This window comes from Aurantimonas sp. NFXS3, from assembly GCF_049132005.1.
GTDB lineage: Bacteria > Pseudomonadota > Alphaproteobacteria > Rhizobiales > Rhizobiaceae > Aurantimonas > Aurantimonas coralicida.
In genome coordinates this window covers 634,841-661,016 of sequence record NZ_JAGDDZ010000001.1, presented here as the reverse complement: position 1 = coordinate 661,016, position 26,176 = coordinate 634,841, and the positions used below count along the sequence as shown (strand labels likewise).

General features: G+C 67.6%; 24 protein-coding genes and 1 tRNA gene. 9 read left to right on the top strand and 16 right to left on the bottom strand.

The window, feature by feature from the left end; translation table 11 throughout:
* Positions 1-36 precede the first annotated feature (36 nt).
* The 6 genes from rirA to J3367_RS02930 all read right to left on the bottom strand — a co-directional run bounded on the left by rirA (position 37) and on the right by J3367_RS02930 (position 8,052).
* On the bottom strand, positions 37-501 hold the full coding sequence (gene rirA, locus J3367_RS02955) for an iron-responsive transcriptional regulator RirA (RefSeq protein ID WP_024348786.1): 465 nt from the start codon (positions 499-501) through the stop codon (positions 37-39).
* Between the two features lie 149 nt (positions 502-650).
* Positions 651-4,448: a methionine synthase gene (gene metH / locus J3367_RS02950; protein ID WP_024348787.1), complete on the bottom strand. Its 3,798-nt coding sequence runs from the start codon at positions 4,446-4,448 to the stop codon at positions 651-653.
* Between the two features lie 1,062 nt (positions 4,449-5,510).
* Positions 5,511-5,996, bottom strand: a complete 486-nt coding sequence (locus J3367_RS02945; protein WP_051141478.1) for a DoxX family protein — start codon at positions 5,994-5,996, stop codon at positions 5,511-5,513.
* Positions 5,989-6,783 carry a DNA-binding domain-containing protein gene (locus tag J3367_RS02940; protein ID WP_024348790.1) on the bottom strand — a complete coding sequence of 265 codons (795 nt, stop codon included), beginning with the start codon at positions 6,781-6,783 and terminating at the stop codon, positions 5,989-5,991. The genes J3367_RS02945 and J3367_RS02940 overlap by 8 nt, the downstream gene beginning before the upstream one ends.
* Positions 6,780-7,682 (bottom strand): DUF692 domain-containing protein, encoded by a 903-nt coding sequence (locus J3367_RS02935; protein ID WP_081651777.1) that lies wholly within the window; start codon positions 7,680-7,682, stop codon positions 6,780-6,782. The genes J3367_RS02940 and J3367_RS02935 overlap by 4 nt, the downstream gene beginning before the upstream one ends.
* 73 nt (positions 7,683-7,755) lie before the next feature.
* Entirely contained in the window at positions 7,756-8,052 is a 297-nt protein-coding gene (locus J3367_RS02930; protein WP_024348792.1) for a DUF2282 domain-containing protein, read from the bottom strand.
* A 188-nt stretch (positions 8,053-8,240) separates the two neighbouring features.
* Here J3367_RS02930 and J3367_RS02925 point away from each other — a divergent pair, with 188 nt between their 5' ends.
* The 3 genes from J3367_RS02925 to J3367_RS02915 all read left to right on the top strand — a co-directional run bounded on the left by J3367_RS02925 (position 8,241) and on the right by J3367_RS02915 (position 10,561).
* A complete protein-coding gene (locus J3367_RS02925; protein WP_024348793.1) occupies positions 8,241-8,795 on the top strand; it encodes a sigma-70 family RNA polymerase sigma factor in 555 nt (184 codons plus the stop codon).
* Between the two features lie 4 nt (positions 8,796-8,799).
* A complete protein-coding gene (locus tag J3367_RS02920; RefSeq protein WP_024348794.1) occupies positions 8,800-9,435 on the top strand; it encodes an NrsF family protein in 636 nt (211 codons plus the stop codon).
* Between the two features lie 130 nt (positions 9,436-9,565).
* Entirely contained in the window at positions 9,566-10,561 is a 996-nt protein-coding gene (locus J3367_RS02915) for a threo-3-hydroxy-L-aspartate ammonia-lyase (RefSeq protein WP_024348795.1), read from the top strand.
* Between the two features lie 37 nt (positions 10,562-10,598).
* On the opposite strand, the gene J3367_RS02910 is transcribed toward J3367_RS02915, so the two are convergent.
* Both J3367_RS02910 and J3367_RS02905 read right to left on the bottom strand, forming a co-directional pair.
* The gene (locus J3367_RS02910) at positions 10,599-11,261 is read right to left on the bottom strand and encodes a protein-L-isoaspartate(D-aspartate) O-methyltransferase (RefSeq protein WP_024348796.1); all 663 of its coding nucleotides are present in this window, start codon (positions 11,259-11,261) and stop codon (positions 10,599-10,601) included.
* A gap of 69 nt (positions 11,262-11,330) precedes the next feature.
* Positions 11,331-12,260, bottom strand: coding sequence for an NADP-dependent oxidoreductase (locus tag J3367_RS02905; protein ID WP_024348797.1), 930 nt, complete (start codon positions 12,258-12,260; stop codon positions 11,331-11,333).
* Positions 12,261-12,468: 208 nt separating this feature from the next.
* Between J3367_RS02905 and J3367_RS02900 the strand changes: the two genes are divergently transcribed.
* Positions 12,469-13,257, top strand: coding sequence for an HpcH/HpaI aldolase family protein (locus J3367_RS02900; RefSeq protein WP_024348798.1), 789 nt, complete (start codon positions 12,469-12,471; stop codon positions 13,255-13,257).
* A 78-nt stretch (positions 13,258-13,335) separates the two neighbouring features.
* Here the strand turns inward: J3367_RS02900 and J3367_RS02895 are convergent, their stop codons facing one another.
* A complete protein-coding gene (locus tag J3367_RS02895) occupies positions 13,336-14,451 on the bottom strand; it encodes a helix-turn-helix transcriptional regulator (protein WP_024348799.1) in 1,116 nt (371 codons plus the stop codon).
* 91 nt (positions 14,452-14,542) lie between these two features.
* The gene (locus tag J3367_RS02890) at positions 14,543-14,941 is read right to left on the bottom strand and encodes a hypothetical protein (RefSeq protein ID WP_024348800.1); all 399 of its coding nucleotides are present in this window, start codon (positions 14,939-14,941) and stop codon (positions 14,543-14,545) included.
* A gap of 421 nt (positions 14,942-15,362) precedes the next feature.
* Between J3367_RS02890 and J3367_RS02885 the strand changes: the two genes are divergently transcribed.
* Both J3367_RS02885 and J3367_RS02880 read left to right on the top strand, forming a co-directional pair.
* Positions 15,363-15,692 carry an FGGY-family carbohydrate kinase gene (locus J3367_RS02885; RefSeq protein ID WP_024348801.1) on the top strand — a complete coding sequence of 110 codons (330 nt, stop codon included), beginning with the start codon at positions 15,363-15,365 and terminating at the stop codon, positions 15,690-15,692.
* Positions 15,689-16,540: a TIGR01459 family HAD-type hydrolase gene (locus tag J3367_RS02880; protein WP_024348802.1), complete on the top strand. Its 852-nt coding sequence runs from the start codon at positions 15,689-15,691 to the stop codon at positions 16,538-16,540. Before J3367_RS02885 ends, J3367_RS02880 begins: the two co-directional genes overlap by 4 nt.
* Positions 16,541-16,588: 48 nt before the next feature.
* Here the strand turns inward: J3367_RS02880 and J3367_RS02875 are convergent, their stop codons facing one another.
* Together J3367_RS02875 and J3367_RS02870 are read right to left on the bottom strand one after the other, a co-directional pair.
* A complete protein-coding gene (locus tag J3367_RS02875; protein WP_024348803.1) occupies positions 16,589-17,263 on the bottom strand; it encodes a class II aldolase/adducin family protein in 675 nt (224 codons plus the stop codon).
* An 89-nt stretch (positions 17,264-17,352) separates the two neighbouring features.
* Positions 17,353-18,246, bottom strand: a complete 894-nt coding sequence (locus tag J3367_RS02870) for a sugar-binding transcriptional regulator (RefSeq protein ID WP_029702551.1) — start codon at positions 18,244-18,246, stop codon at positions 17,353-17,355.
* A 664-nt stretch (positions 18,247-18,910) separates the two neighbouring features.
* Between J3367_RS02870 and J3367_RS02865 the strand changes: the two genes are divergently transcribed.
* Positions 18,911-20,581, top strand: a complete 1,671-nt coding sequence (locus J3367_RS02865) for a BCCT family transporter (protein WP_024348806.1) — start codon at positions 18,911-18,913, stop codon at positions 20,579-20,581.
* Positions 20,582-20,795: 214 nt separating this feature from the next.
* On the opposite strand, the gene J3367_RS02860 is transcribed toward J3367_RS02865, so the two are convergent.
* Both J3367_RS02860 and J3367_RS02855 read right to left on the bottom strand, forming a co-directional pair.
* A complete protein-coding gene (locus tag J3367_RS02860) occupies positions 20,796-21,212 on the bottom strand; it encodes a hypothetical protein (protein WP_155898344.1) in 417 nt (138 codons plus the stop codon).
* Positions 21,213-21,902: 690 nt separating this feature from the next.
* Positions 21,903-21,979, bottom strand: a tRNA-Met gene (locus J3367_RS02855).
* Between the two features lie 227 nt (positions 21,980-22,206).
* On the opposite strand from J3367_RS02855, the gene J3367_RS02850 reads away from it, so the two are divergent.
* Positions 22,207-23,166: a Gfo/Idh/MocA family protein gene (locus J3367_RS02850; protein ID WP_024348825.1), complete on the top strand. Its 960-nt coding sequence runs from the start codon at positions 22,207-22,209 to the stop codon at positions 23,164-23,166.
* Positions 23,167-23,235: 69 nt separating this feature from the next.
* On the opposite strand, the gene mnmA is transcribed toward J3367_RS02850, so the two are convergent.
* On the bottom strand, positions 23,236-24,408 hold the full coding sequence (mnmA, locus tag J3367_RS02845; RefSeq protein WP_024348826.1) for a tRNA 2-thiouridine(34) synthase MnmA: 1,173 nt from the start codon (positions 24,406-24,408) through the stop codon (positions 23,236-23,238).
* Positions 24,409-24,781: 373 nt separating this feature from the next.
* Between mnmA and J3367_RS02840 the strand changes: the two genes are divergently transcribed.
* Entirely contained in the window at positions 24,782-25,072 is a 291-nt protein-coding gene (locus J3367_RS02840) for a DUF1153 domain-containing protein (RefSeq protein ID WP_024348827.1), read from the top strand.
* Positions 25,073-25,478: 406 nt separating this feature from the next.
* On the opposite strand, the gene J3367_RS02835 is transcribed toward J3367_RS02840, so the two are convergent.
* Positions 25,479-25,847: a flagellar export protein FliJ gene (locus tag J3367_RS02835; RefSeq protein ID WP_029702559.1), complete on the bottom strand. Its 369-nt coding sequence runs from the start codon at positions 25,845-25,847 to the stop codon at positions 25,479-25,481.
* Positions 25,848-26,176: the final 329 nt, after the last annotated feature.

The following is a 26,176-nucleotide window of genomic DNA, read 5'->3' as shown; positions in this document are numbered from 1 at the left end:
GTGCGCCGGTCCCATCAAACGATCGCAGGATGCGCGTCAGCTCGCCGCGGCGAGCCCGTGCACCGGTTCCATCAGGCCGAGCCGCCGGCGCATGAACGCCTTGTTGCCCAGGAGATCGTCGATCGTGTAATTGCCCAGTGCCCCGAGAAACGCGTTCAGTGCCTCGCGCAGGGCGGAATTGAGCTCGCAGCTCTCGATCAGCGGGCAATCCACGGCGCCGGTCTCGAAGCACTCCGCCAGGGCGAAATTCTCTTCGGTCACTTCCACGACATTGCGCAGATTGATCGCCGCAGCCGGCCGCGCCAGGCGCACGCCGCCATTGCGGCCGCGCACCGTCTCGACCATGCCGGCCTCGACCAGCGGCTGCAGGATCTTGAACAGGAACAGCTCCGACGCCGAATAGGCTGCCGCGATATCCTTGATGCGACTGAGCTGCCCGCCATTGGAGGCGCAGTACATCAGGATCCGGATCGCGTAGTTCGTCTGGCGGGTAAGCCGCATCAAATCGTCCTCGACCATCGTCGCTGGTTAACTTCCAGCGAACCCAATCTAGAACGATTCCAGCATCATGAGAAGGGGAAGCGGGAACCGCGCATCCGCGCGGCCCCGTTTCGTCCCGTTTCGGCGCCGCAAGCGCCGCGCCCTATGCCCTATTCCGCCGCCTGTGCGGGCGTCTCGGCGGCCGCCGTCGGAATGTAGTTGAGGATCGGCGCCAGCCACCGCTCGACCTCGGCGACGGGCATGCCCTTGCGCGCGGCATAATCCTCGACCTGGTCCCGCTCGATCTTCGCAACCCCGAAATAATAGGAGTCCGGGTGTCCGATATAGAGGCCGGACACCGAGGAGCCCGGCCACATGGCGTAGCTCTCGGTCAGCTTCACGCCGGTGGTCGCCTCCGCGTCGAGAAGCTCGAACAGCGTCGTCTTCTCGGTGTGGTCGGGCTGGGCCGGATAGCCCGGCGCCGGCCGGATGCCGGCATAATCCTCGCTGATCAAATCTTCCGGCGTGAAGGTCTCGTCCGGCGCATAGCCCCAGAATTCCCGCCGCACCTTCTCGTGCATGCGCTCGGCAAAGGCCTCGGCGAATCGGTCGGCGAGCGCCTTGACCATGATCGACGAGTAGTCGTCATTGGCCTTGGCGAAGCGATTGGCGATCGCCTCCTCCTCGATCCCGGCGGTCACCACGAAGCCGCCGACATAATCCGCCTTGCCGCTGTCCAGCGGCGCGACGAAGTCGGCCATCGCGACGTTCGGCCGGTCGCCGCGCTTGGTCAGCTGCTGGCGCAGCGTGTAGAGCGTCGCCAACTCCTCCTTGCGGTCGTCGCCGGTGAACAGGCGGATGTCGTCGCCCACCGAATTGGCCGGCCAGAAGCCGATCACGGCCCGCGGCTGGAACCACTTCTCGGCGATGATCTGCTTGAGCATGGCCTGCGCGTCGTTGAACAGCGACCGCGCCGCCTCGCCCTGCTTCTCGTCCTCCAGGATGCCCGGATAGCGGCCCTTCATCTCCCAGGTCTGGAAGAACGGCGTCCAGTCGATGTAGCGCGACAGCTCCTCCAGGTCCCAGTCCGTAAAGACCCGGGTGCCGGTGATCGCCGGCTTGACCGGCTCGTAGGCCGCCCAGTCGCTGACCTGCGCGTTGGCGCGGGCCTGGGCCAGCGGCAGCCGCTTCTTGTCGCGCTCGCCCTTGCGATGCGCTTCGGCGACCTTCTGGTAGTCGGCCTTCACGCCCTCGACATAGGCGTCGCGGGTTTCCTCGGAGAGGAGGTGCGACACCACGCCGACCGCGCGCGAGGCATCGGTGACATAGACCGTCTGGCCCCGGTTGTAGCCCGGGTCGATCTTCACCGCCGTATGCACCTTGCTGGTCGTCGCCCCGCCGATCAGCAGCGGGATGTCGAAGCCCTCGCGCTCCATCTCGGCGGCGACATGCACCATCTCGTCCAGCGACGGCGTGATCAGGCCGGACAGGCCGATGACGTCGACCTTCTCCTGCCGCGCCGTCTCCAGGATCTTGGCGGCTGGCACCATCACGCCGAGATCGATGACCTCGTAATTGTTGCAGGCCAGGACCACGCCGACGATGTTCTTGCCGATGTCGTGGACGTCGCCCTTCACGGTCGCCATCAGCACCTTTCCGGCGTTCGAGCGCTCGTCGGTGCCGTTCAGCCGCTTCTCCTCCTCCATGTAGGGGAGCAGATGCGCCACGGCCTGCTTCATCACGCGGGCCGACTTGACCACCTGCGGCAGGAACATCTTGCCGGCGCCGAACAGGTCGCCGACGATGTTCATGCCGTCCATCAGCGGCCCCTCGATGACGTGCAGTGGGCGGTCCGCCTCGAGCCGCGCCTCTTCGGTGTCCTCGACGATATATTCGGTGATGCCGTTGACCAGCGCATGGGCGATGCGGTCCTGGACGCTCTTCTCGCGCCAGGTCAGGTCCTTGGCCTTGGCCTCCTTGCCGCCGGCGCCGCGCCAGCGCTCGGCCAGTTCCAAGAGCCGCTCGGTCGGGTCGCCGCCATCGGCGCGCTTGCGGTCGAGGACGACGTCCTCGCAGGCCTCGCGCAGTTCCGGATCGATCGACTCGTAGACCGCCAGCTGGCCGGCATTGACGATGCCCATGTCCATGCCCGCCTGGATGGCGTGGTACAGGAACACCGCGTGCATCGCCTCGCGCACGGCCTCGTTGCCGCGGAACGAGAAGGACAGGTTCGACACGCCGCCGGAGATGTGGGCGCCCGGCAGGTTCTGGCGGATCTGACGGGTCGCCTCGATGAAGGCGACGCCGTAGCCGTTATGCTCTTCGATGCCGGTGGCGATCGCGAAGACGTTCGGATCGAAGACGATGTCCTCCGGCGGGAAGCCGGCCTCTTCGGTCAGGAGCTTGTAGGCGCGCGTGCAGATCGCGACCTTGCGCTCCAGCGTGTCGGCCTGGCCCTGCTCGTCGAAGGCCATGACCACCACAGCGGCGCCGTAGCTGCGCACCAGGCGCGCCTGCTTCAGGAAGCTCTCCTCGCCCTCCTTCATGGAGATCGAATTGACCAGCGCCTTGCCCTGCACGCATTTCAGACCGGCCTCGATCACCTCGAACTTGGAGGAGTCGATCATCACCGGAACCTTGGCGATGTCGGGCTCGGCCGCGATCAGGTTCAGGTAGTCGATCATCATCTGCTTGGAGTCGATCAACCCCTCGTCCATGTTGACGTCGATGATCTGGGCGCCGTTCTCCACCTGGCTGCGCGCCACGTCGAGGGCGGCCGGCAGGTCGTTCGCCTCGATCATCTTGCGAAAACGGGCCGAGCCGGTGACGTTGGTCCGCTCGCCGACATTGACGAAGGGGATCTCCTTGGTCAGCGTGAACGGCTCCAGGCCCGACAGGCGCATCAGCGGCGCGATGGTCGGCACCTTGCGCGGCTTGTAGCGCGCCGCCGTCTCGGCCACCGCCTTGATGTGGTCCGGCGTCGAGCCGCAGCAGCCGCCCAGGACGTTGACGAGCCCTTCCTCGCAGAAGATCTCGACCTCCTTGGCCATCTGCTCGGGGCTCTGGTCGTATTCGCCGAATTCGTTCGGCAGGCCGGCATTCGGATAGGCGCAGACGAAGGTGTCCGCGACGTTCGAGATTTCCGCCAGATGGTCGCGCATCGCCGCGGCGCCGAGGGCGCAGTTCAGGCCGATGGTAAAGGGCCGGCCGTGCCGCACCGAGTGCCAGAACGCCGTCGGCGTCTGGCCCGACAGCGTGCGGCCGGACAGGTCGGTGATGGTGCCGGAGATCATGATCGGCAGCGTCACGCCCTTTTCCGCGAAGATCTCCTCGCAGGCAAAGATCGCCGCCTTGGCGTTCAGCGTGTCGAAGATCGTCTCGATCAGGATCAGGTCGGAGCCGCCGTCGATCAGGCCGCGCAACTGCTCGCCATAGGCGATGCGCAGATCGTCGAAGGTGACGGCCCGGTAGCCCGGATTGTTGACGTCCGGCGAGATCGAGGCGGTGCGGTTCGTCGGTCCGAGCGCGCCGGCGACGAAGCGGCGCTTGCCGTCCTTCTCCTCGGCGCGGATGCAGGCGCGCCGGGCCAGCCGCGCGCCGTCGCGGTTCAGCTCGTAGACCTGGTCCTCCATCTGGTAATCGGCCTGGGCGATCGTGGTGGAGGAGAAGGTGTTGGTCTCCAGGATATCCGCGCCGGCCATGGCATAGGCGTAGTGGATGTCCTCGATCGCCTGCGGCTGCGTCAGGTTCAGGAGATCGTTGTTGCCCTGCAGGTGGCATTCGCAGGCGCCGAAGCGATGCCCGCGGAAATCGTCCTCGCCGAGGCCCAGGAGCTGGATTTCGGTGCCCATGGCGCCGTCGAGCACCAGGATACGCTCGGAAACCGCCTTGCGCAGCGCCGCGGACGCCTCTGCCGGCGAACGGCCTTCGGTCATCGCCCCGAAAAGCTTGTCGGACGTCTCTGTCATGGCTTCACCGTTTCCTTGTCGCTCCGCGGCAAATCACATAAACATATCCTTATGTCAATATTTGCCACGGCGTCGGCCTGTCTGCGCCCACCCTTACACCATGCCCGCGACGGATAGAATTCGAGCCGTGGCGCAGATGCTTGCGCCCGCGCCCGACAGGCGGATGACGGCTGCGGTGGAGGTGAGCGTCAGGCACTCTCCGTCACACGGCAAACCGACAGCGTCATCGGATGCGTCGCCCCTGGGCAGGAGAGCGACATCGGCCGCCATCGCAGCCGCCGCGTCACCCCCGCCATCCGCAGAAAACACACCCCACCTCCCCACTCGGCGTCATCCTCGGGCTCCGACCCGAGGACCCATGCCAAGGCGCCCCAACCGCCGCCACGCCGCAGAACGCCCCCCTTCCGCCCGCGAAACGACACCGGCAACGCAGAGGAATGGGTCCTCGGGTCAAGCCCGAGGATGACGGCGTTGGTGTTTGCGCCTCAGATGGGGAGGCCAACGACGGCTCTAGCGCTGGAGAGCGTCAGCGCTTGCGCCCCCCGCCCGCTAGCAAGCCCACGACAGCGCCGCATACGCCGGCCTCGGCAAGATGACGACATTGACCGCCGCCGCAGCGTCGGCGTCACCCCCACCATCCGCACAGAACGCACCCCACCTCCCCACTCGGCGTCATCCTCGGGCTCCGACCCGAGGACCCATGCCAAGCCGCCCCAACCGCCGCCACGCCGCAGACCGCGCCCCTCCTCCCCCGAAGCGACAGCGGAACCGCAGAGGAATGGGTCCTCGGGTCAGGCCCGAGGATGACGGCGTTGATGGAAAGGCACCGACAAACCACGACGTCAGCCTTGCACAAGCTTCAGGGCGTACCCATCTGTGTGTGGTGCAACGCGTCCCTGACTTGTCAGGTCGATGCGCCCAGGGTCTTCTGCTCTTCGTCCGACCACGGATGTACTGGCGAGTCGAAGAGTGAGGCCCGCACATTGTCTCTCAGAGACAACGCGGAGCCGCCGGGCAATGTCCTTGGCGGCTTTTTCGTGTCTGGAGCCCTGATGTGCCGCCCTAGACGGACGGCATCCCCCGCGGCCGGGCGCGCGCCCCGTCGCCGAAGATCAGACTGTCCAGCGCCAGCCGGCCGCCGCCGAAACACATCAGCGTCAGCGCCATCGCCGCCCAGGGCAGATGAAAATTCGCCCAGCCCTCCGGCACGGTGATCTGGATCACCGCGGTCATCAGCAGGAGCGCAAGGGCGGCAAAGCGCGTGCCCAGCCCCAGCACCAGGAGGATCGGCAGCACGATCTCGGCGATTCCCGCCAGATGCGCGCTCAGGATCGGCGCCGGATAGGCGTATTCGGCACCCAGGATATGCAGCTTGAACTCCTGCGTGAACAGATAGCGCGCGCCGCCCGACAGCTGCAGGAAGCCGTCCCACTTGGTGAGGCCGGACCTGTAGAACGGCACCGCCAGCGCGACCCGCAGGGCGAGCAGCGGCAGGGCCGCCGGCACCGCGCCCAGCGCCGCCTCGGCACGGATCAGCAACTCACGCATCCTCTGTCTCCCTATCGCGAAAGCCGGTCACGGCGCCGAGATCGATGAGCGCGATCAGTGCCTCGCCGAAGGCGAAGGTCTGGTCCGCGTCGACAGCCGCCCCGGCCGCCTCCGCCAGATTGGCCCCCGCCACCAGTGCCGCCACGAAGGGCACGCCGCAGGGTGGCAGGATGGTCGACCGCAATTCCGCATCCGGCCGCGTCACCAGCACCGCCTCTCCCCGCCAATTTTCGACCGGGCGCACCGGCTGCTCCTGATGGTGCGACCAGATCGTGCCGATGGGAAAAGGAGAGCGCACCAGCCGCACGGCCGGATGCAGCGCCGGCGTTATGGCATCGAGCCGCGACGGGTCGAGCCCGGCAAGGCCCGCCCGGTCCAGCGCGTGTGCTTCCGCCGCGTGATAGGCCTGCGTCAGCGCCACCTCGAGCCGGGCGACATCGGCGAGATAGGGCAAGTCCTCCGCCGGCGCGAAACCGGCGACGAAGTCCGCAAACCCGTGGCCGTATTCGAGCATCACCGGCGAGGCGGGCTTCTCGGCGGTCACATAGGCGCGCGCCATGATCTGGAAGAAGGCGTCGCCGACCAGTTGCCGGACCACCGGAAATGCCTTTTCCAGCGCACCGACCAGCCCGACATGGACATTGTTGCGATAGACCGCGAAGCGGCGGGCGTCGCGTGAGCCGCGATGCGTCGTCAGCCCCGCCGGCATCTCTGCCTCCGCCCCGGTCAGGGCGGCGACGAAATCCTGCGCGCCCGGCCTCGGCGCGGTGCCGGCCGCCGCGCTCATGCCGCCGACCGGACGCGGCGATCTACCTGCCGCGCGTCGGCCAACGCCCCTTCCACCCGCGCGACCTCGTCCATCAGCGCCGCGAAAGGAGGCACGTCATTGTCCCATTCCACCAGCGTCGGCAGCGGGCCGCTCTTTCGCAAGGTGTGCTGGTAGAGCGCGAAGACGTCGGGCAGCACCGGCGCGTTGTGCGCGTCGATCAGCAGCCGCTCGCCGGCATCGTCCACCGTCTCGTCATAGCCGGCCAGATGGATCTCCCCGACGCGCTCCAGCGGAAACCGGTCGATATAGGCAAACGGGTCGAGGCGGTGATTGACCGCCGACACCATGACGTTGTTGACGTCCAGCAGCAGGCCGCAGCCGGTGCGCTCGGAAATCGCCGTCAGGAAGTCGATCTCGTCGATGCTGGATTCGGCGAACAGGAGATAGGTCGAGGGGTTCTCCAGCAGCATCCGCACGCCGAGCGTTTCCTGCGTCTCGGCGACATGCGCCACCACCCGCTCCAGCGTCGCAGGCGTATAGGGCAGCGGCAGAAGATCGTTGAAGAACGCGCTTTCATGGGTCGACCAGGCCAGGTGCTCGGAAAAGCTCGCCGGCCGGTAACGATCGATCAGCGCCTTCAGCCGCGCCAGATGCGCCCGGTCGAGGGCGCCCTCGCCGCCGATCGACAGGCCGACGCCGTGCAGCGACAGCGGATAGCGCGCGGCGATCGCCGTGAGGTACCGGTGCGGCGGCCCGCCGGCGCCCATGTAGTTCTCGGCATGAACCTCGAAGAAACCGACCGCCGGGTCCGTTTCCAGGATCTCGCCCGCATGTTCGAGCTTCAGGCCGAGCCCAGCGGCGGCGGGCAAGGGCGATGTATCCGCCATCGATACGGCGGTCTTGCGATGTGACGACATGGGGGCAGCCTCCCGGAAGCCAGCGTCGGGGGAAGGCCCGGCTTGCCGGCCGGGCCTTCCGGTCAGGGCCGTGTCAGCTCGGCACGTCGCGGGTCAGCGGCTCGGTCGAGCCCATGCGGTCGCCCGGCACGTCCATGGTTTCGCAGGTTCCGGCCGGCACCGCCTTCCAGGCATTGCCCTGGTAGTCGACGCTGGACGTGCCGGCGCAGGTCGTGCCCGGGCCGGCGGCGCAGTCGTTCTGGCCGGCCAGCGCCACGCCGTAGCACTTCACCGTATCCTTGCTGTCCTGCGCCGAAGCCGGCAGCGCCGAGGCGGTCAGGGCGGCGGCGAGCGAGCCCGCCAGTGCGAGATTGAGAGAGCGACGGTCCATGGAATCCTCCTTCGAGACCTTTGATCGGGCGACACCGTTGCCGGTCCCGCCTCCCTGTCTTCGCCCTCGCTGCCCGGTTCGTTACGCCCTCTCGACCATCACCATCATGTGAACCGCGTCGCGCCCTGCCGGCGGAAAAATTCGCCATGCTGCGAAACATCCAAGGCACTGCGCGCGAAGGACCAGACATGAAGCCTGCCTCGCCCGTCCGGCCCGGACGACTGGAATCCCTCTTGATGGCGGCCAACGCCGGCGACGACGGCGCCTATCGTGATTTCCTGCAGGAGGTCGCGGGCCTTCTGCGCGGCTTTGCCCGCGCCAGGGCGCCGGTGCATGCCGGCGGCTTCGATCCGGAGGATCTGGTCCAGGAGATCTTGATGGCGGTGCATCTGAAACGACATACGTGGCGCGAGGGCGAGCCCGTGAAGCCGTGGCTCTTCGCCATCGCCCGCCACAAGGCGATCGACGCCTATCGCCGCGAGGGCCGGCGCATCAATCTCGACATCGCCGACTTCACCGACACGCTGGACGATCCCGCCACCATGCCCAACGCCAAGGCCCACGACATCTCCCGCGCAATCCTGTCGCTCGCCGGCCGCCAGAGGGAGGTCGTCGCCTCCCTGTCCGTCCATGGCCATTCCATCACCGAGACCGCCAGTCGCCTGGGCGTCACCGAGGGCGCCGTGCGGGTCGCCTTCCATCGGGGCCTCGCCGCGATCGCCGCCAGATTCGGACGGACCTGACGCCATGCAGACCGACACCCTCATCGACACGCTGGTCGCCGACCGCCAGCGGACCGCGCCGGAGACAGGCCCGTCCTGGCTGCTGCTCGCCCTTGTCGCCGCGGCGCTCGCCGGCCTTGTCTTCTTCACCGCCATCGGCGTCCGGCCGGATTTCGCCGGTGCGCTGCAGACCATCCGCTTCGACTTCAAATTCGTCGTCACCGGACTGCTGGCCGTCACCGCCATCGTCACGATGCGGGCCTTCTCGCATCCCGGCGAACCGCTGCGTCGGCTGTGGTGGCTGGCGCTGCCGGCCGGGGTGATGCTCGCCGCCGTCCTTGCCGAGCTGATCGCCCTGCCCTCGGACACATGGATGGCCTATCTCGTGGGCTCCAACGCGCTGATGTGCCTGACCGCCATCCCCTCCATGGGTGCCCCGGCGCTGATCGTCTTCCTGTGGGCCCTGCGCCGGCAGGCACCGACCCGGCCGGCCCTTGCCGGCGGGCTTGCCGGCCTCGCCGCCGCCGCCCTCGCCGCCATCTTCTATGCGGCGCAATGCACCGACGATTCGCCGCTCTTCGTCGCCGTCTGGTATCCGCTGGCCGCCTCGGCGCTGGTCGCGGCGGGCGCGCTTCTGGGCTGGCGGCTCCTGCGCTGGTAGCGCCTCCGGGCGTCGCGGCACCACGCCTCGCAGCCTCGGGGCGGCGCCCTTTACATCGCCCCATCGCTCACGTTGAACACGGCGCATGGGCGCGGGGTGCAGCCGCGCCGTTCCAGATGAGGCGCCATCGATGACCGCAATCGCAAACGCCGGATCGTCCTCCGGCACCCGCCTTCCGACCTTCGCCGATGTCGCCGCCGCGCGCGAGCGCATCGCCGGCATCGCCCACCGCACGCCGGTCCTGACCTCGCGCTTTGCCGACGCGCGGACGGGCGCGACGCTTCACTTCAAATGCGAGAACCTGCAGCGCGCCGGCGCCTTCAAGTTCCGCGGCGCCTGCAACGCCATCGCCGCCCTGCCCGAGGATGCGCGCCGGCGCGGCGTCATGGCCTATTCCTCCGGCAACCACGCCCAGGCGATCGCGCTGGCCAGCCGCATCGAGAACGTGCCGGCGACAATCCTGATGCCGGCCGACGCCCCGGCCATGAAGGTCGCGGCCACCCGCGGCTACGGCGCTGACGTCATTACCTACGACCGCTACAGCGAGGACCGCGAGGCGCTGGCCAACACCGTCGCGACGGATCGCGGCCTGACGCTGATCCCGCCCTACGACCATCGCGACATCATCGCCGGACAGGGCACCGCGGCGGCCGAACTCTTCGCCGAGACCGGCCCGCTCGACATCCTGCTGGTCTGCCTCGGCGGCGGCGGCCTCCTTGCCGGATCGACGCTGGCCGCAAGCGAACTGTCGCCCGGCTGCCGCGTCATCGGTGTCGAGCCGGAGGCCGGCGACGACGGCCGCCAGTCCCTGGCCCGGGGCGAAGTCGTGCGCATCGACGTGCCGCGCTCCATCGCCGACGGCGCGCTGACCACCCATCTCGGCGATCTCACCTTCCCGATCATCCGCGACCGGGTGGATTCGATCGTCACCGTGCCCGACGCGGCGCTGGTCGACGCCATGCGCTTCTTCGCCGAGCGCATGAAGATGGTGGTCGAGCCGACCGGTTGCCTGGCCGCCGCCGCCGCCTTCACCGGCGCGGTGCCCTGTGAAGGCCAGCGCGTCGGCATCATCGTCAGCGGCGGCAATGTCGACGTGGCGAGCTACGCCCGCTTCCTCGCCGACTAGGGTCGCCCCGTCCCGCCGACACCGGAGCCGCACCCCGTCAGTCTCCGGCGTCGCCCGAAGCGTCCGGCCAGCCTTCGCGCCCGATCAGCGGCACGAAGGCGACCATCTCGAGCACGGTCTCGTCGAATTCCGTGGCCGAGCGCCGGGTGATCCGGCGCAATTCCTGGCCCTGCCGCGTCCGGCCGACCGGGATCACCAGCCGCCCGCCGATCGCCAGTTGCGCGCGCAGCGCCGCGGGAACCGCCGGCGCGGCCGCGGCCACCAGGATCGCGTCGAAGGGAGCGGCGCTTTCCAGCCCGCGCGTGCCGTCGCCGATGGTCACCGCCACATCGTAGCCGAGCGCCTGCAGCCGCGCGCGCGCCGACTCGCCCAGCGCCGTATCGCGCTCGATCGAGACGATGGTCGCGCCCATCTCGGCCGCGACGGCGGCGGCATAGCCCGAACCGGTGCCGACATCGAGCACCCGGTCCCCCGGCGCGATTGCCGCCGCTTCCAGCATCCGCGCGACGATATAGGGCTGCGAGATCGTCTGCCCGCCGCCGATGGACAGCGGCCCGTCCACATAGGCGGACGACACCAGCGCCTCCGGCACGAAGGCCTCGCGCGGCACCCGTCCCATGGCCTCGAGCACGCGGCGGTCCGAGATGCCGTGGCGGACGAGCTGGTCCTCCACCATCCGGCGGCGCAGTTCCTCGCTCATCGGCTCTCTCCCTGGTTTCCGGTCGCCCTCGCGCAGCTGTCCCGTTGCTCTTTGCCCCGCTGTCGCCGCTTACGGCACCGGGCTGAGCACGATCTTGCCGCGCACATGGCCGGTCTCGATCCGCTCATGCGCCGCCGGCAGATCCGCGAACGCCATGGTCGCGATCTCCGGCGGCCGCACAGTACCCGAGGCGACGAGGTCGAGGATCCGCGTCAGATGCGCCCGGTCGCGCCCGACATGCGGCCGCACGATCCTGATGTTTTCGGGCGTCGCCATGTCGGCCGGCCCCGGCGCAATGTGCACCAGCAGGCCGCCGGGCTTCAGCACCTTCAGCGAGCGACGATGCACCTCGCCGCCGATCGTGTCGAACACCACGTCGCAATCGGCCACCGCCTCCTCGAAGGACGTGGCAGTGTAGTCGATGACGCTGTCGGCACCGAGATCGCGCAGATAATCGTGATTGCGCGCACTGGCCGTCACGAACACCTCCGCGCCCACATGCCGGGCATATTGCACGGCGAAGCTGCCGACGCCGCCGGCCCCGCCATGGATCAGGATGCGCTGGCCGCGCGCGAGCTGCGCCACGTCCTCCAGCGCCACCAGCGCCGTCAGCCCGGTCAGCGCCAGCGCCGCCGCCTCGACATGGGACAGCGCCTCCGGCTTGCGGGCGACGAGCCCGGCCGAGAGTGCGAGCTTGCCGGCGCAGGCGCCCTCATGGCCGCGGTCGAGCACCCCGAACACGGCATCGCCCACCGCGACATCGGTCACGCCCTCGCCTAGGCTCGCGACCGTGCCGGAGAAATCCCGGCCGAGCGTCAGCGGAAAGCGGATGGCATCCGCCCCCGGCGAGCGGCCGGCCCGCAGCTTGGCGTCGGCCGGATTGACGCTCGCCGCCTTAACCGTGACCAGCACCTCGCCCGGCCCCGGCACAGGATCGGGCACCTCGCGCAGCATCAGGCTGTCCGCCGGTCCGAATTCGTCGATCTGCCAGGCCTGCATGGCCGCCTCCCCCTCAATTGCGCCGATGTGGCGACATGCCGAAACGGGCGGGCCCGCCACCGTCCGGCAAGCGGCACCGCCTCCTCGCGCTCCCGCCGCCTCACCCCTTATGGTCCTCCGCTTAGGAGAAAAGAACCGGCGAGACGCTTTCGTCCCGCAACTTTCCCGCCTATCACTTCATCAGGCAACCTGACGGATTGGAAGACCCATGGCGCATCCCGTGACCGCTCGCGAGAACCGGCTGAAGACCCGCGTGGCCGCGGGCGAGAAATCCTTCGGCGTCTGGCTGCAAAGCGCCAATGCGACCACGGCCGAGATCGTCGGGCTCGTCGGCTTCGACTTCGTCATCATCGATCAGGAGCACGGCACCGGCGACATCCAGTCGGCGATCGACATGATGCGGGCGCTGAACGGCACGCCGACCACCGCCATCATCCGCGTGCCGGCCGCCGATCCCGCCTATCTGAAGCGCATCGTCGATGCCGGCGCCGAGGCCGTGCTGGTGCCCATGGTCAATTCCGCCGCCGAGGCGCAGAGCGTCATCGACGCCTGCCTCTACACGCCCTTCGGCCAGCGCGGCAACGCCGCTGCCGTCGTGCGCGGCTCGCGCTACGGCCTTGTGCCGGACTATGTCGCCACCGCCCACGAACGGCTGATGGTCATCCCCCAGATCGAAACCGTCGAAGCCGTCGCCAATGCCGAGGCGATCGCTTCGGTGCCCGGCGTCGACATGGTGTTCATCGGCCCCGCCGACCTGTCGGGCAGCGCCGGCATGCCCGACCAGACCGGCGCGCCCGAGGTCGAGCGGCTGATCGCCGAGGCCGAGGCCGCCGTGCGCCGCGCCGGCAAGCCGCTGGCCACCGTCCCGCGCCAGGGCCGCAGCTGGCAGCAGCTTCTCGGCGAGGGCTACGCCGCCGTCGCCTCCGGCAGCGACATCGCCTGGCTGCGCGATGCCGCCCTTGCCCAGGCGAAGGAATGGCACGATTTCGCCGGCTGACCGGCGCTTGGCAAGCTGACCTTGCCGCGCGCAGTCGGGTCGGCTGTCCCGGCCCCGCCTCCACGGCGGCGACAGGCATCAATCCGCGTCGGCCTTGCCGGCCGCGGCCGGGTCCGGTCCCGGAACATGCAGCCCGGCCAGCAGGCTGACGAGCTCGGCCTGCCGGGACAGGCCGGTCTTCATGAACACCGCCTTCAGCTGCGAGCGGACGGTTTCCGGCGAATTGCCGGAGATCCCTGCCAGCGTCTGGATGGTGCCGCCCCTGGCGATGCCGCGCGCGACGCGGGATTCGGCCGGCGTCAGGTCGAACAGCCCTTCGATGATGTCCGCCGACGGCACCTCGCGGCGCGTCACGGGCGTGATCAGCAGAACCGCCGAGGCCGAGAAGAAGATGTCCCGCGCCGCCAGCCGCACCGGCACCAGATGGGCGATCATCGGCGGATGCCCTTCGCGCGCCGCCAGCGGGATCGAGCGCATCGACCGGGCTCGGCCTTCCGACAGGACATCTGCCAGCAGCGCATCGGCGCCCGGATCGCTGAAGGCGACGCGCTTGCTGCCGTCGCGGATCACGTCGGGGATCAGCGCCTCGAACAGCCGGTTCGCCGCGGCGATGCGGTGCGACAGCGACAGCACCGCCCCCGGCAGGCCGACGAGGCCGAGCATTTCCGTCGCCGCATGCGCCCGCTCCAGCTCCAGCCGTCCGGACAGGACGGCCGCCCGCGCCAGATGCGGCCGCAGCGCGTCGAGCTTGTCCACGGCGGCACGGTCGAAGGGACCGTCGTCATAGCGGCGCTCGAAGGTGTAGAGCAGCTTGTCGCCGGTCGGCACCTTCACGCCCGTCCCGGCGCACCACCCATAGCCTCGGGGCCGCAGGAACTCCGTATACATGGGCTGGGTGTCGAGGTGCTCGCGCGTCATCACGTCGAGCTCGGTGATGAAACCCGGATGGGTGGACGTCAGTCCGTGCGGCGTCCGCATATCCATCTCCGGGCGGCCGAGCGCCGCGAAGTCGGCGAGCAGGTCGGACATCATCTTCGAACCGACCCAGCGCATGCCGTCCGGATGAAGGTCGAGCAGCGCGCCACCGCAGCTTCCCACGTCTTCGGCGACGTCGTGGAGAATGGCCGGCCAGAACTCGCCGACGAAGGCAGCCTCGTAGATCCTGTCGACAAGGTCCGTCTCGCCGCGTGGCATGCTCCGCTCCGTCCGATGGCCGACAAGCCATCAGACGCTACGAATTACATCCTCTGCGTGCAAGCGGGATGCATCGCCTGCATGTCGCGCCTCACGCATGTCCCTCGCGCTCGACAACCCGCAGCACGTAGTCGCCGAGGAAATCCGGCGTGTCCGGATCGTAACGGACGGTCGCGATATACGGGTACTCGTCGGCGAAGGTCCCGAGGTCACCGCTCGCCGAGAACAGCAGCGTCGGGATCCGCCGGCGCTTGAGCACGGCGAGCACCATCGGCAGATAGCGGCAGCGGGCATCGACGCCGACCACGGCCACGTCGTAGTGCCGGCGCAGAAGGTAGCCGAGCTTCGCCGGCAGGCTGATGCAATCCGCCAGGATCTCCCGTCCGAGGAGAACGTCCTCGATGAACGCGGCCACCAGCGGGTCGTCGACCAGCACCAGCGCCTCCAGGCCGGACATCCTGCCGCCGAAACTGCCGGCCCCGTCCATCATCGCCCGACACCTGCCATCCGGCCCACGCACCGCGCCCGTTCGAGGACGAGAGTGCGTCGACGTCTTCCTGCGGAACTGCGGCTCGAAACGGTGGCACCCGCGACAGCCTGATGCATGATCGTGCCCTTCGGTGCGCGGGCACCGGCCCGCATTGTTCCCATGGTCCCGCCGGTCGCCCGTCTCCGCATCCCCCGTTTGAGGGATACGCCCAGCAAACCGGCCGCATCGGCCCGTCACGCCCAGGAGAACCGGGCGCGGGCGACGACTCGGCCGGGTTTCGGCACCTCATATACAGAAACCTGCCGTAGCGTCATTTGACAGGCGCATCAGAAGGTGAAAATTTTTACGCGCGCTGAGAAGATAAGCACAAGCCGGACAGCTACATGGGGGAGCGAAACATGATCGCCACGGCTGCGCCGCCTTGTTTGACCACCGCTCCGAACGCCGGGTGCCGCCCTGCCGATCCACGGCCTTTGCCCCGCGCCTGACACCGCGACCGGCGGAGGATACGATTTTCCTGCAGGGGCTCCCCGAAGGCATCGCGCGGATCGAGACGATGGGGTATCGCAAGCTCGACGCACTCGGCGCCCCGCCGCTTCGCAATGTCCGCACGGTGGGCGGCGGCGCCGTCAACACGGCCTGGAGGGAGATCCGTCGGGCCATGCTGGGCGTGCCCTTTCTGCCGGCGCGGGCATCGGATGCGGCGGCGGGCACGGCCCGTCTCGCCCTCGGCAGGAACGCCCTCCCATGACCGGTCACGCCATGCAGTTCGACAGACTTCGCGACATCGCCGAACGCTACGACGCCTTCTTCCTCGACCAGTTCGGCGTCGTCCATGACGGCACCGCGGCCTATCCCGGCGCGCCCGAGGCGGTTGCGGCACTGGCCGGTCTCGGCAAACCGGTGCTGTTCGTCACCAATTCCGGCCGGCCGGCGGCCTTCAACGAGGACCGCCTCGCCCGTCTCGGCATCGCGCGCAGCCTCTATCTCGCCTGCGTCACTTCCGGCGACGTCGCCATCGGTCTCTGCGAGGACGGCACCATCCCGCTGCCGCGGGACCGCGAGATCCGCTGCCTGACCCTGTCGAGCCCCGGCGACACCAATTTGTCCGACCGGCTCGGCTGCCGCGCCGTCGAGGCGGCCGCGGACGCCGATCTGGTCGTCATCGCCGGAAGCCAGGCCGACCGCATCGCCATGGCCGAGTATGAGGACCGCATGCGCCCCGCCGCCAGCCGCGGCGTGCCCTGCATCTGCACCAATCCCGACCGCGAGATGCTGACGCCGCAGGGCCTCGTGCCGGCCGCCGGGGCGATCGCCGACCTCTACGCGGCGCTCGGCGGCGAGGTCACCTTCGTCGGCAAGCCCTATGGCGAGATCTACGCCGCGGCCCATGCGCTGATCGCCGACATCCTGCCGTCGCGCATCCTCTGCGTCGGCGACAGCATCGACCACGACATGGCCGGCGCCGCGTCCTTCGGGGCAGCCAAGGCATTGGTGCGCACCGGCATCCTCGCCGGTGCCGATGACGAGACGGTCGCCGCCCGAATTGCCGCGGAGGGCGTCACCGTCGACCACCATCTCGCCGGCCTGCAATGGTGAGCCCGCGATAGCGCCGCGCCCCGTTCGCATCGCGGGGAAAGACGCGTCTCAGCCGGCGATGGCGTCGCGAGACTGCAGGCCGTAGCTGCCGAACCCCTCCAGCACCTCGGCGATCTCGGCATCGCTCAGGATCACCGGGCCGCCCGGCAGCAGCAGGCTGTGGTGATATTGCTGGGCCAGCGTCTCCAGCTCGACCATCCGCCACATCGCCTTGTCGAGATCGCTGCCGATGGTGATGGCGCCGTGATTGGCGAGCAGGCACCCCGTCCGCCCGTCCAGCGCTGCCAGCGCTTCGCGGGACAGCGCTTCCGTGCCGTAGCGCGCATAGCCCGAGCACTTCACGTCGGTGCCGCCGAAGACGGCGACCATGTAGTGGCAGGCGGGGATCGCGCGGCGGGTCATCGCCAGAGTCGTGGCGAAGATCGGATGGGCATGGACGACCGCGCCCGCATCCGGCCGCGCGCGCAGGATGTCGCGGTGAAAGCGCCATTCGGTCGACGGCTTCAACGGCCCCGACCAGTCCGAGCCATCGCCTTCCAGCGGCACCGAGACGATCATCTCCGGCGTCAGCGCCCCGTAGGGCGTCGCGCTCGGCGTCAGCAGCATCGCATCACCATGGCGCGCCGAGATATTGCCCGACGTGCCCTGATTGATCCCGTTGCGGTTCATCTCCAGGCACAGATCGATGATCTGCTGCCGCACCGCCCGTTCGCTGTCGCGCATTGGTCCCTCCCTCTCGATTGTCGTCCGCCGCCCCACCCCGGAACCGGGCCCGTGCTCCCATCCCCGGCCCAGACGCGCGCTGACCGCCCTCACGCGGCGGCGTTCTCCGCCAGGATCGCCCGGGCCGTCACCTCGTCGGTCACCAGCCCGTCCAGGAATTCGCTGCGCAGCAGCGCCAGGATCGGCGACACCTTGTCGGCTCCGCCCGCCAGCGCCACGACCCGCGAGGCCCGCAGATGGTCCAGCGTCGGCGACAGCGCCCGGGCGCTGACGGCTTCCGCCACCGGCTGCCCCGCCGCGTTGAAATAATGCCCGAGCAATTCGCCGACGGCCTTGCCGGCGCGGATCTCGCCGATCTCGTCGGAGCCCACCAGGCTGGCGGTGAACAGGAACGCGTCCTCGGTCACGTCGCCGATGCCGGCAAAGACCAGCCGCGCCGAGCAGGCGAGGTCGAAGACTTCGCCGACGCCCGGCTGGCTCAGCAGCACCGCCTTGTCCTCGGCCGTGTTGGCGAAGGTCGGCAGCGGGATCTGGAAGGCCTCCGCGCCGGTCTTTTCCGCCAGCCGGTGGATGACATCGTAGGGATTGGCGGCAAAGCGCCGGGTGAAACCGCCGAGCACCGAGACGAAGCGCGTGCGCCCGGTCGCCACCGCCGGCATGGCGTCGACGGCCGCCGCCAGGGTGCGGCCATGGCCGACGCCGATCAGCGCGTGTTCGCCGCGCTCGATCTCGTTCTTCAGGAAGTTCGCGCCGGCGATCCCCAGCACCCGCAAAGGCAGCGCCGTCTCCTCGCCGAGATCCGGCGCCACGCTGCAGAACTCGAGCCCGAAGCGCTGGCGGATCGTCTCCTCCAGCTCAAGGCATTCGGCCACTTCCGCATCGACGAAGACCCGCACCAGCCCGTCGCGATGGGCGCGGGCGATCAGCCGATGCGCCTTGATGCTGGTGACGCCGAGCCGCTTGGCGATCTGGCCCTGGGTCATCCCGCCGGAAAAATACAGCCAGGCGGCCCGCGCCGCGAGACCGGCCTCCCCGTATTCGTCATGGCGGTGTGGCGCCTCGTTCGGCACGGCAGTCTCCCGGTTCCGCGGACATCGCCGCACGCCATTTCACCGACAACGCAGCGAGCTGGAGCTATCCACCGCCGCCGCACGCCCGGCAAGCCTCACCCCCGGCGCCTGCCGCCGACTGTACAGAATCCTAGAGACGCGCCCACAGAATTGCAAAATATTGCGTCATGTGCATAGATTTTCCTGCCGTTGCGGAAACCGAGGCAGGCCCCGGCATATGAGGCGTACATGGCCTTTACTGCCTCGAACTCGCCTTCCGCGAGCGCGAGCCCGCCGATCGCCAGGTCGTGGCGGCCCTCGCCGAATCCGTCGCCCATCGGGCCCCTATGCGGACACCGGCCTCGCCCAGAACGATCGCGTCCCGTCGCGCGCCTGACCGGTGCGGCGCCTGAGCGGCTCCCCCTTGCGCTCGCCGCCGACGCCGGGGCGATCCGCCCCGCGGCCGCCCCCGCGCCACGCCAGACCCCGCCCGTGCCGGCTGGCACGCGGCCACCTTTCGAAGCGCCCATTGCGTGACTTTCCGCCGGACCGCCCCATAAGTAGCTGACCAACGACGCGAAACGGAGCTCGATCGACCATGGCTGGCATGCGACCGCAAGAACGCCTCTGGATTTTCCCGAAGGTCAATCGCCCGGTCTTCCTCGTCTCCGCCCTGCTGATCGTCGCCTTCATCGTCTTCGGCGCGATCTTCAGCGATTTCGCCAACACCATCTTCACCGGCGTCCAGGGCTGGCTGACCGGCTATCTCGGCTGGGCGATGATCGTCCTCGTCAACGCCCTCCTCGTCTTCGTGGTCTTCCTGGCGCTCGGACCCTTCGGCGACGTCCGGCTCGGGCGCTCCGACGAAAGCCCCGAATATTCGCTGTTCTCCTGGACCTCCATGCTGTTCAGCGCCGGCATCGGCATCGGCCTCATCTACTGGGGCGTCGCCGAGCCGATGTACCATTTCTTCGCCCCGCCGAACGCCGAACCGGAAACCGTCGCCGCCGCCCAGGAGGCGATGGCCATCAGCTTCATGCACTGGGGTTTCCACGCCTGGGCGATCTATGCGGTCGTCGCGCTGGCGCTGGCCTATTTCCACTTCCGCAAGGGCCTGCCGCTGGCGATCCGCTCGGCCCTGTTCCCGCTGATCGGCGACCGGATCTACGGCCGCTGGGGCGACCTCGTCGACATCATCGCCGTCTTCGGCACGATGTTCGGCATCGTCACCTCGCTCGGCCTCGGCGCCATCCAGGTCAATACCGGCCTCACCCAGCTCTTCAGCGTGCCCGAGCATGTCAGCGTTCAGATCGCGATCATCGCCGCCATCACCGCCATGGCCACCATTTCGGTGGTCGCGGGCCTCGACGGCGGCATCAAGCGCCTGTCCAACATCAACATCGTCCTGACGCTGCTCTTCCTCGCCTTCATGGTGATCGTCGGGCCGACCCTGTTCATCTTCGACAGCTTCGTCGGCAATTACGGCTACTACATCAGCCGTCTGATCCCGCTCGGCACCTGGAGCGAGAGCTGGCGTGCCGGCAACGAGGCCGGCGACTGGCAGAACAGCTGGACCATCTTCTACTGGGCCTGGTGGATCAGCTGGGCGCCCTTCGTCGGCGTCTTCGTCGCGCGCATCAGCCGGGGCCGCACGGTCCGCGAGTTCATCGTCGGCGTCATGCTCCTGCCCTGCACGATCATGTTCTTCTGGTTCACTGCCTTCGGCGGCACCGCCATCTCGATATCGCTCACCGGCGATCCGGCGCTGATCGAGGCCACCCGGGAGAATTACGCCAACACCATGTTCGTGCTCCTCGGCTACTTCCCCTATTCCGGCGTCGCCTCCCTCTTCGCCACCGTCTTGATCGTCATGTGGTTCGTGACCTCCTCCGATTCGGGCAGCTTCGTCATCGACATGCTGACCGCCGGCGGCGATCCCAACCCGCCGAAGATCCAGCGCATCTTCTGGGCGGTCTCGGAGGGCGCGGTCGCCTCGGTGCTCCTCCTCGCCGGCGGCCTGGGCGCCCTGCAGGCGGCGGCCGTCATCGCCGGCTTCCCCTTCGCCGTGGTGCTGTGCCTGATCGCCTGGGGCCTGATGCGCGCCCTGCGCTGGGACGACCTGATGGTCCACCGCCACCGCCAGCGCTTCCGCAGCGATGCCGAGGCCGAGCACAACATGGGCACCGAAGCCCACGACGCCTATGCCGAGCTCCCCTCCGCCGGCGAACCCGACGCCCCGCCGCCATCCTCCGCCGTCCCGGCGGAGTGACCGGCAAAGGTCGAGGGTCCGCCGGCATCCAGCTGCTACGACAGGGGGGAGTGCCCCGCGCTCTTAGGCAGGAAGAATGGTAGCGACAGGGGAACTGCTCCCCCGGACAAGCGGGTTTTGATTGAGGCTAGCTTTCCAGGGTGGATTACACCTCGCCAGCTTAGATTGTCGCATGGACTGATCTACGATCCCGAGCGAAGGCTATTTCAGCGTTTTAGTCGACTACAACAATGCGTAAATCGTTGTTCCCTGGGAGGGGGTCGCCTACACTATCAATTAACCGCGCGGAATATTTTCCGGGACAAAGAGCAAAACGATAATCATAAATTCTGTATTCATTCGTCTCCGGGATGAAAACTACATTCACCTTTATGTCCCTTGCGCCGACCTCGGCACTCGATAGACCCAGTGCATGCCAAACCTCCCTGAAGGTCATAGAACTAAGAACGCCAAAGATCTGCTCTGAACCAGAGAGTTCCCGGAGGGCTTTTGCCGAAGGCGAAACCGGCTCACGCTCATAGCATTCTCCGTCGCGGGTAAAGAAAAACGCTACAGGACCGGCTGTTGGATTCCGCAAATTTCCCCAGAAATATAACGCTTTCCGACCATCAACAGTGTCGAGAGCGCTCATAGATACACTAGCCCCGTGAGGGATTACACCGACACATTGCCTATCTACGACATTACTGCAAAATGCTGCATCTCTGACCGACTGAGCAACCGCAGCATGTGACACGAGACAGAACATTAGCAGACTGCCTAAAGGAAGTAGTTTTGCTATTCTGCCCACACTTTTCCTCCCAATATCGTATGCTACAAACGGTTTAGTTTAAACCGAGTTCTGGCACGCGAACGCTTCGGCTACTCGCATGGGTGCTTCCGTTGCCCGAGGGCAGGCAAATGCATTCACGGAGGACCAGAATCAACATCCATGTTTGCGAGCGAGCTAGCAGATGCCCACCGACTCAATCAACTGTAAACAATCATCAACGTCAAGACTATTCGAAAACACCAGAACATTCTAGGGCACTCTATCTGTTACAAAACTAGGAAATGCGGCCACTGAAAGCATGAAGGAATGCATTTTGCTTCCTGAGGCCCAAATGCTTGTGATATCGACGAAAATTAAGCTCGGATCTTAGGCCTGGATGAGCCAACTTCTCACAAGCCACACCTTCACGTGATTATTTGATACTCGATCCACGTCGTCACTACGCATCCAATCTGACGTTTAGTCACCTAGGATGACACGCTGAGTAGCCCGCACGCAAGTCGGCCTACGGCATGCGAGACCTAACCACCTGGAATATCTGGAAAAATTTGGTAGCGGGAGAGGGACTTGAACCCCCGACACGCGGATTATGATTCCGCTGCTCTAACCAGCTGAGCTACCCCGCCACGGAGCGGATCGTCGCAACGACCGCTCGGAACGAGGGCGGATATAGGAGAGGGCGCGGACGCCTGTCAATGCCTTCGCTGAGCTTTCGCCCAGGAAGCCGCGATGCGGTGGCGCCCGGCCCCTCGGCCCGCAGGTCTGCACGCCCTGCGCCGCGCTTTGCCATGCCCGACTTGCGAGGCGTCCGCCGCTTCGCTAGGTCGAAGCCATGTCAGCTGAGGTCCATGCCATGTCGCCAAGAATCGCCGTCGTCGGATGCGGGCAATGGGGCCAGAATCATATCCGCACCCTGGCCGAGATCGGTGCCCTGGCCGCTGTCGCCGACCGCAACCCGGACCGCGCCACGGCCTTCAGCGAGCAATACGGCGTTCCCGCGCTCGCGCCCGAGGTCGCCATCGCCTCCCCGGACATCGACGCCCTCGTCCTGGCCCTGCCGGCCTCGGTGCATGGGGTCACCGCCCGCGCCGCCTTTGCCGCCGGCAAGGACGTCCTGATCGAAAAGCCGATCGCCCTCGACCCGGCCGATGCCGAACGCACCGCCGCGGCGGCCCGCGAGGCCGGACGGCTGTTGATGGTCGGCCATGTCCTGCGCTTCAATCCGGTGTTCCGGGCGCTCTGCGGCGAGGTCGCCGCCGGCCGCATCGGCACGCTGCGCCACATGATCTCCACCCGCATGGGCCTCGGCCGCTTCCTCGGCATGGATGTGGTCTGGGACCTCGCCCCGCACGATCTGTCGATGGTGCTGCATCTGGCCGGCGCCCATCCGATCGATGTCTCCTGCCGCCGCCGCACCGTCCTCAGCGACGAGACCGACATCGCCGACATCGTCATGGACTTTCCCGGCGGCGTCGGCGCCGAAATCCACGTCTCGCGGGTCTCGCCCTATCGCGACCGGCGCTTCTCGGTGATCGGCACCAAGGGCATGCTGACCTTCGACGATCTTGCGCCCGAGGGGGAGAAGCTCGCCTTCTACGCCCACACGGTGTGGCGGACGGACAATGCCTTCGCCTTCGAGAACGCCCCGGCGCAATATCTGGAGACCGAGCCAGGCATGCCGCTGGATCGGGAATTGCGGCATTTCATCGAATGCATCGGCACGCGGGCCGAGCCCGAGACCGGCGCCGACGAAGCCGTCGAGACGGTGCGGATCCTGTCGGTCGCCTCGCCGCTGGCGCGCACCCCCGGCTGATATTGAAGAAGGCGGCCGGCGGGAAAATCTGCCGGCCCCGCGCGCGCCTGCCTGCCTACGTGATCGCGCCTATTCGGCGGCCAGCACCGGTGCGGCGCGCTGCGCCCTCTGCGGCCGGTCGGTCTCGCTGATCACGCCACCGCCCAGCACTTCGGCGCCGACGCCCTCGCCGCGATAGAAGACGCAGGCCTGCCCCGGCGCGACGCCGTCCTCGCCCGAGGCCAGCTCCACCGTCCAGGCGCCGTTCTCGACATGGATGCGCGCCGGTGCCGGCGGCCGGGTCGAGCGCACCCGCACGTAGATCTCTTCGTCCGCCGCTGCCATGTCGGCCGGATCGGTGCGGCCCAGCCAGTTCACGTCGCGCAGTGTCAGACGGCGCGTCGCCAGCGCCTCGCGCGGGCCGACGACGACCTGCGCCGTCGCCGGATCCAGCGCCACCACATAGAGCGGATCGGCCGCGGCAATGCCGAGCCCCCGGCGCTGGCCGATCGTGTAGTGCACGATGCCCGCGTGGCGGCCCAGATGCCGCCCGTCCAGATGGACGATGTCGCCGGGCTCGCTGGCTTCCGGCCGCAGCTTGCGGATGACGTCGCTGTAGCGGCCCTTGGCCACGAAGCAGATGTCCTGGCTGTCGGGCTTGGCCGCAACCACGAGGCCGTGCCGCTCGGCCAGCTCACGCGTCTGCGGCTTGGTCAGCCCGCCCAGCGGGAAACGCAGGAAGTCGAGCTGCTCCTGGGTGGTGCCATAGAGAAAATAGCTCTGGTCGCGGTCGAGATCGGCCGGCCGGTAGAGGCTGCGATGGGCGCCGTTCTGGCGGCTCTCGATATAATGGCCGGTCGCCAGCGCGTCGGCGCCCAGATCCTGCGCCGTGGCCAGGAGGTCGCGGAACTTGACCGTCTGGTTGCAGGCGACGCACGGGATCGGCGTCTCGCCGGCCAGGTAGCTGGCGGCGAACGGATCGATCACCGCCTTGCGGAACCGGTCCTCATAGTCGAGCACGTAATGGTGGATGCCCAGCGTCTCGGCGACGCGGCGGGCATCGTGGATGTCCTGGCCTGCGCAGCACGAGCCGGCACGCCGGGCCCCCTCGCCCGCATCGTAGAGCTGCAGCGTGATGCCGACGACGTCGTAGCCCTCCTCCTTGAGGATCGCGGCCACGACGGAGGAATCGACGCCGCCCGACATGGCGACGACGACGCGCGTGTCGGCGGGTGGCTTCGGCAGATCGAGACTGTTCGACATCGGCCACTCCGGCAGCGTGTTCGAATGGACGGGATGTGGGTACGGGAATGCCCGCTTCTACCCGCAGGCGGGGACCGAATGCAAAATCCCTGTGGCGGCAGCATGACGGCGAGGCCGACTCGCGACGCGCAAAAAACTTCGCCGCGGCCGCTATTTTCCGCCTCCGCGGGGCGCCAATCGGGGCTTGCAGCCGCGAAATGCGGATTTTCGGAGGCCACTTTTCACGCCGTCAGGGCGAAAAAGCCCGGATTCGCAGGCAGTTGGCCAATTGCTTCAAACTGTTATCGAAACCTTACGCGACGCTTGACGGATTTTTTAGGAGCGGCGTTCTAGGTTGGGGCTCGATTAGGTCTTGAGTGTTGTAGAGAGTACAATGACCGATCAGGTTAGACCACGCGTTAAGTACGTCATTGGCCCCGACGGCAGCCCGTTGACGATTGCCGACCTGCCGCCATCCAACACCAGACGTTGGGTCATCCGCCGCAAGGCCGAGGTCGTTGCCGCCGTGCGCGGTGGCCTCCTCAGTCTCGATGAAGCCTGCTCGCGGTACACGTTGACCGTCGAGGAGTTCGTCTCCTGGCAGATGTCCATCGACCAGCACGGGCTTGCCGGACTGCGCACCACGCAGATCCAGGAATACCGCAAAAAGTCCGACCTTCACTGACGGTCGGATCGGGCCCCGCCTCGTGCGGGGCTCTCAGCGCCCGGCTCCGGCCGGCCGCAAACCGGTTGATCCGCCTGCCGCGGTCGCCTCACGGCGCCGTGCCGTCGCCGATCGAATCGCCTGGACCGCGCTGCGCACGAATCCGCCGGTCCGATTCCCGCTCCCCTCCCCTCGCGCCTTCTTCCGCCCGTTTGACGGCCGCTCGGCCTGAGCGCGACGCCTGTCGCGGCATCGCCGCGTGGCCGATCCCGATACGGAAAATGCCAGGCCCGCCCAACTGGCGTCCTGGCACTGAGATCACGCGGCCTTGCGAAAGTCGGGCCGACCGATCACCGCCCCCGTCGCCGCGCGGCGCCAGGGGCTGAGTGAAAGATTGCCGGTGCGGTTCGCGCCGGGCGGTCGCTGGTCAGCCGACGGCTTCGCGGCGGTCGTCCTCGCCGTCGCGCTGGCCGTCGCGCAGCTCCAGCTTCTCGGCATGCAGCAATTCGGCCTCGGCCTCTTCCAGCGCCAGCTTCGCGGCGTTGATCTGGGTCCGCAGGTCCTGGACCGAATTGGTCAGGTTGTCGCGACGCGAGCGCGCCGCCTTGGCGAAGGTCGGATAGGCGAAATGGGTGATATCGGTAATCCCCGCCTTCTTTTCCTCGTTCGAAATCTGATGATCGAGCTCGGCCGCCATCCGGGCGAACTCCCCCATCATCAGTTCGAGCTGCTCGAGCTGACGACGCTTTTCGCTGACCTTGAAACGCGTCAGTCGCACCAGGTTGTCACGCTTCATCACTCAAACTCCAGATGACGGGCTCCGTCTGACGGCCCGGAAAAGATGCGGCGGACGGTTTTGGGCAAGCCTCGTGAGCTATGCGTTTAACCGTCTGTTTACGCGCACCATTAATCATAGGGGTGAGGATTTAAGGCTGGGTAAACCGAACGCACCGACTTTGGCGGATCGCTCAATCAGGCGGAACACCGGGGTCAGACCAAGGGAAACCAGGTCTTTCATCGTAGGACAGATGCCCGCAGCCCGGCCGACCGTTCGGATTGTGAGCATTTGTTAACCACTTCGTGCCACTTTTGGGCCGAACTTTAGACAAACCGGGGCCATGCCGT

Excerpts from the sequence above, each read along its gene's own strand:
- rirA (WP_024348786.1), bottom strand. The coding sequence starts at position 501 with ATGCGGCTTACCCGCCAGACGAACTACGCGATCCGGATCCTGATGTAC.
- metH (WP_024348787.1), bottom strand. The coding sequence starts at position 4,448 with ATGACAGAGACGTCCGACAAGCTTTTCGGGGCGATGACCGAAGGCCGT.
- J3367_RS02945 (WP_051141478.1), bottom strand. The coding sequence starts at position 5,996 with ATGCGTGAGTTGCTGATCCGTGCCGAGGCGGCGCTGGGCGCGGTGCCG.
- J3367_RS02940 (WP_024348790.1), bottom strand. The coding sequence starts at position 6,783 with ATGAGCGCGGCGGCCGGCACCGCGCCGAGGCCGGGCGCGCAGGATTTC.
- J3367_RS02935 (WP_081651777.1), bottom strand. The coding sequence starts at position 7,682 with ATGTCGTCACATCGCAAGACCGCCGTATCGATGGCGGATACATCGCCC.
- J3367_RS02930 (WP_024348792.1), bottom strand. The coding sequence starts at position 8,052 with ATGGACCGTCGCTCTCTCAATCTCGCACTGGCGGGCTCGCTCGCCGCC.
- J3367_RS02925 (WP_024348793.1), top strand. The coding sequence starts at position 8,241 with ATGAAGCCTGCCTCGCCCGTCCGGCCCGGACGACTGGAATCCCTCTTG.
- J3367_RS02920 (WP_024348794.1), top strand. The coding sequence starts at position 8,800 with ATGCAGACCGACACCCTCATCGACACGCTGGTCGCCGACCGCCAGCGG.
- J3367_RS02915 (WP_024348795.1), top strand. The coding sequence starts at position 9,566 with ATGACCGCAATCGCAAACGCCGGATCGTCCTCCGGCACCCGCCTTCCG.
- J3367_RS02910 (WP_024348796.1), bottom strand. The coding sequence starts at position 11,261 with ATGAGCGAGGAACTGCGCCGCCGGATGGTGGAGGACCAGCTCGTCCGC.
- J3367_RS02905 (WP_024348797.1), bottom strand. The coding sequence starts at position 12,260 with ATGCAGGCCTGGCAGATCGACGAATTCGGACCGGCGGACAGCCTGATG.
- J3367_RS02900 (WP_024348798.1), top strand. The coding sequence starts at position 12,469 with ATGGCGCATCCCGTGACCGCTCGCGAGAACCGGCTGAAGACCCGCGTG.
- J3367_RS02895 (WP_024348799.1), bottom strand. The coding sequence starts at position 14,451 with ATGCCACGCGGCGAGACGGACCTTGTCGACAGGATCTACGAGGCTGCC.
- J3367_RS02890 (WP_024348800.1), bottom strand. The coding sequence starts at position 14,941 with ATGATGGACGGGGCCGGCAGTTTCGGCGGCAGGATGTCCGGCCTGGAG.
- J3367_RS02880 (WP_024348802.1), top strand. The coding sequence starts at position 15,689 with ATGACCGGTCACGCCATGCAGTTCGACAGACTTCGCGACATCGCCGAA.
- J3367_RS02875 (WP_024348803.1), bottom strand. The coding sequence starts at position 17,263 with ATGCGCGACAGCGAACGGGCGGTGCGGCAGCAGATCATCGATCTGTGC.
- J3367_RS02870 (WP_029702551.1), bottom strand. The coding sequence starts at position 18,246 with ATGACCCAGGGCCAGATCGCCAAGCGGCTCGGCGTCACCAGCATCAAG.
- J3367_RS02865 (WP_024348806.1), top strand. The coding sequence starts at position 18,911 with ATGGCTGGCATGCGACCGCAAGAACGCCTCTGGATTTTCCCGAAGGTC.
- J3367_RS02860 (WP_155898344.1), bottom strand. The coding sequence starts at position 21,212 with ATGAGCGCTCTCGACACTGTTGATGGTCGGAAAGCGTTATATTTCTGG.
- J3367_RS02850 (WP_024348825.1), top strand. The coding sequence starts at position 22,207 with ATGTCGCCAAGAATCGCCGTCGTCGGATGCGGGCAATGGGGCCAGAAT.
- mnmA (WP_024348826.1), bottom strand. The coding sequence starts at position 24,408 with ATGTCGAACAGTCTCGATCTGCCGAAGCCACCCGCCGACACGCGCGTC.
- J3367_RS02840 (WP_024348827.1), top strand. The coding sequence starts at position 24,782 with ATGACCGATCAGGTTAGACCACGCGTTAAGTACGTCATTGGCCCCGAC.
- J3367_RS02835 (WP_029702559.1), bottom strand. The coding sequence starts at position 25,847 with ATGAAGCGTGACAACCTGGTGCGACTGACGCGTTTCAAGGTCAGCGAA.